Source organism: Arthrobacter sp. 05L45_2, assembly GCF_056397525.1.
Genome location: NZ_JBFTNO010000251.1, coordinates 1 through 3703 on the forward strand (window position 1 = coordinate 1; position 3703 = coordinate 3703).

2 protein-coding genes are annotated in these 3703 nt (G+C 68.9%); one reads left to right on the forward strand and one right to left on the reverse strand.

The window, feature by feature from the left end; all coding sequences use genetic code 11:
* Window positions 1-433: 433 nt before the first annotated feature.
* On the reverse strand, window positions 434-2122 hold the full coding sequence (gene purH / locus AC1DHD_RS14875) for a bifunctional phosphoribosylaminoimidazolecarboxamide formyltransferase/IMP cyclohydrolase (RefSeq protein WP_476880458.1): 1689 nt from the start codon (window positions 2120-2122) through the stop codon (window positions 434-436).
* Between the two features lie 150 nt (window positions 2123-2272).
* Between purH and AC1DHD_RS14880 the strand changes: the two genes are divergently transcribed.
* Window positions 2273-3625, forward strand: coding sequence for an MFS transporter (locus tag AC1DHD_RS14880; RefSeq protein WP_476880459.1), 1353 nt, complete (start codon window positions 2273-2275; stop codon window positions 3623-3625).
* The last annotated feature ends 78 nt before the right edge of the window (window positions 3626-3703 follow it).

The window sequence follows — 3703 nt, forward strand, 5'->3', positions numbered from 1 at the left end:
GGGTGGGGTGGGCTGCGGGGGATGTGGTGTGGGGGTTGGCCCGGGGCGGGGTTGGCCCGGGCGGGGTTGGCCCGGGGCGGGGTTGGCYCGGCTGCCCTCCGGCGGCTGGGCGCGGTACATGCGAGGTCCGCGTGACCCTCCCCTGACGGACATGCCCATCGCACAGGGGCACGAGTGGACATATCCCGTATATGTCCACTCGTCGGCATGAAGAATGAGCATGCCCGCAGACACCGCAGCACATGCCCAGTCCTGGCGTCGAAGGATGGGCATGTCCGTCCGACGCCCCGGGACCGGGGCATACAACCGCAGCCGGAGGAACCAGCGCAGCCTCCACCACGAAGAACCCGAGTCGCACCAACGAAGAATGGACATGCCCTTCCGGAAAGGAAGAGCATGTCCATTCTTTGCGGCCGCGCGGCCGTCTCAGTCCCTAGTGGAAGAAGTGCCGCGCCCCGGTGAAGTACATCGTGATCCCGGCGGCGTTGGCTGCGGCGATCACTTCCTCGTCGCGGACCGATCCGCCGGGCTGCACAACCGCGCGGACGCCGGCGTCGATCAGGATCTGCAGGCCGTCGGCGAACGGGAAGAACGCATCCGATGCCGCGACAGCACCGCGGGCCCGCTCCGGCGCCCCGGCCACATCCGAAGCGTTGGACGCGCCACCGGCACCGTCGACGTCGGACTCCACCGTGACGCCCAGCGTGTTGGCCCGCTCGACGGCCAGGCGGCAGGAATCAAGCCGGTTGACCTGGCCCATGCCGATGCCGACGGCCGCACCCTCGACGGCCAGCAGGATCGCRTTGGACTTGGCGGCGCGGCAGGCGGTCCAGGCGAAGGCCAGGTCCGCGAGGGTGCCGGCGTCGGCGGCCTCGCCCGCGGCGAGCGTCCAGTTGGCCGGATCGTCGCCGTCGGCGTCCACCTTGTCCGTGGCCTGGACCAGCATGCCGCCGGAGACCTGGCGGAACTCGGTCGGGTAGCGGCCATAGCCCTCGGGCAGGGTGAGGAGGCGGATGTTCTTCTTCTTGGAAAGGATCTCCACGGCCTCGTCGTCGAAGCCGGGCGCGATGACCACTTCCGTGAAGATCCCTGCCACGGTCCGGGCCATGCCTGCGGTGACTGTGCGGTTGGCAGCGATGACGCCGCCGAACGCGGACACCGGATCGCACGCGTGGGCCTTCGCGTGGGCGTCGGCGATGGGATCCGCCGCGGACGCGGACCCGACGGCCACACCACACGGGTTGGCGTGCTTGATGATGGCGACGGCGGGCTCGGCGAAGTCGTAGGCGGCGCGCAGGGCGGCGTCGGCGTCAACAAAGTTGTTGTAGCTCATGGCCTTGCCGTGGATCTGGTCGGCCTGGGCGATGCCGGCCGGGGCGGCCTTGTCAACGTACAGGGCGGCCTGCTGGTGCGGGTTCTCGCCGTAGCGGAGCACCTCGGAGCGTTCCAGGGCCAGGCCGGCATAGGCGGGCCAGTCGATGACGCCGTCGCCGTCCTCATCGAGGAACTGGCTGGCCGTCCAGGTGGCCACGGCGGTGTCGTAGGACGCGGTGTGCGCGAAGGCCTTGGCGGCCAGCCGGCGTCGGGTCTTCAGGTCGAACCCGCCCGACGACGCAGCGGCCACGACCGAACCGTAGGACGCCGGGTCCACCACAATTGCGACGGCGGCGTGGTTCTTGGCGGCCGACCGCACCATCGCCGGACCCCCGATGTCGATCTGCTCGACGACGTCGTCCTGCGCGGCACCGGATTTGACGGTCTCCACGAACGGGTAGAGGTTCACCACCACCAGGTCGAACGGCTCGATGGCCATGTCCTCGAGGGTCTTCATGTGGGCGGGCACGCGGCGGTCGGCGAGGATGCCGCCGTGCACGCGCGGGTGCAGGGTCTTGACGCGGCCGTCCAGCATTTCCGGGGAGCCGGTGACTTCYTCGACTTCCTGSACCGGGATYCCGGCGGCGGCGATCTTCTTTGCGGTGGAGCCCGTAGAGACGATCTTGACGCCGGCTTCGTGCAGGCCCTTGGCGAGTTCCTCCAGACCGGTCTTGTCGTAGACCGAGATCAAGGCCCGGCGGATGGGAACACGGTCGATGGATACACGSTCAAGCTGCGTRAAGCTCACAAAAGTCTCCGTCTTATATCGCGGCTGGGCCGCGGGTGGTGGGGATGCGGCCAGTTTATCGTGTCCCGGCTGCCGGGGTTCCCGCGCGGCGGAGTGTGAAGCCTCCCCGCCACCGCACCGCGGGACGTAGAGTTCTTCCAGGAGGCCAAAATGAATACGTACACCACTGTGCCCAGCGGCGAACAGGTGGTCCAGGACCTGCCGTGGCGGTGGAGGGTGCAGGGCCGGATTTTCCTGATCGGCGGCCTGGGTTTTATGTTCGACGCCTGGGACGTGACGCTCAACGGCATCCTGATCCCGTTGCTGTCCAAGCATTGGTCCCTGAGCGCCGGCGACGCCGCGTGGATCGGTACCTCGAACCTGATCGGCATGGCTCTTGGCGCCTTCGTCTGGGGCACCATCGCGGACACGATCGGCCGCAAGAAGGCCTTCACCGCGACGCTGCTGATCTTCTCGATCTTCACCGTCCTGGGCGCCTTCTCCCCCGACTTCATCTGGTTCGTGGTGTTCCGGTTCATGGCGGGCTTTGGCCTGGGCGGCTGTATCCCGGTGGACTACGCGCTGGTGGGCGAGTTCACTCCGCGGAAGCAGCGCGGCCGGGTCCTCACCGCGATGGACGGCTGGTGGCCCGTCGGGGCCGCGCTCTGCGGATTCGTCTCGGCCGGGCTTATCGCCGCCTTCGCGGACTGGCGCCTGACCATGCTGATTATGGTGCTGCCGGCGCTGCTGGTGTTCTGGATCCGGCGCAGCGTCCCCGAATCGCCGCTGTTCCTCATCCGGAAGGGCCGCCGCGAGGAAGCCGCCCGCGTCATCGATTCCCTGGTCGCTGCCACCGGCGCCGAGGCCCGGGTCTACAGCCTGCCCGAACCCCAGGACGCCCCGCGCCTGTCGGCCGGGAGCGCCTGGACGCAGCTCCGTGCGCTCTGGCAGTTCAACTGGAAAATTACGACGGCGGCCTGGGCCCTGTTTTTCAGCATCCTGCTGGTCTACTACCTCTCGCTCACGTGGATGCCGCGGATCCTGATCGGGGCGGGCTTCGAGGAGTACAAGGCCTTTATCACCACGGCGTCGATGGCCGCCGTCGGCCTCCTGGGCGTGGTGGTGGCCGCACTGCTGGTGGAACGGACCGGCCGCAAGTGGATCCTGGCCATCACCGGCCCGCTCTCGGCGCTGCTGCTGGTGATCGTCGCCGTCGTGGTGGACATCCCGACGGCGGCCGTCTTCTGGCTGCTCATGTTCGGGTTTGTGGTGCAGGTGGCGATCCCGGTGCTGTACGCCTACGTATCGGAGCTGTACCCGACCGAGCTGCGCGGCTCCGGCTTCGGCTGGGCCTCGACGTTCTCCCGGCTTGGCGCCGGCTTTGGCCCCCTGATCTTCGCGGCGTTCCTGTGGCCGGAACTGGGGCTCGCGACGTCGTTCGCCCTGGCCGGCGTGCTGGTGCTGGTCTCGGTGCTCTGGATGGCGTTCTTCGCCCCGGAGACCAAGCAGCGCGGCCTGGAGTAGGTCCCGGCCGGCCCGCGCGGCCGGCCCTCAACGCCGCCCCGAACCTCGCCCGCACCCCGCCCCGAACGCCGGATGCCC

Excerpts from the sequence above, each read along its gene's own strand:
- AC1DHD_RS14880 (WP_476880459.1), top strand. The coding sequence starts at position 2,273 with ATGAATACGTACACCACTGTGCCCAGCGGCGAACAGGTGGTCCAGGAC.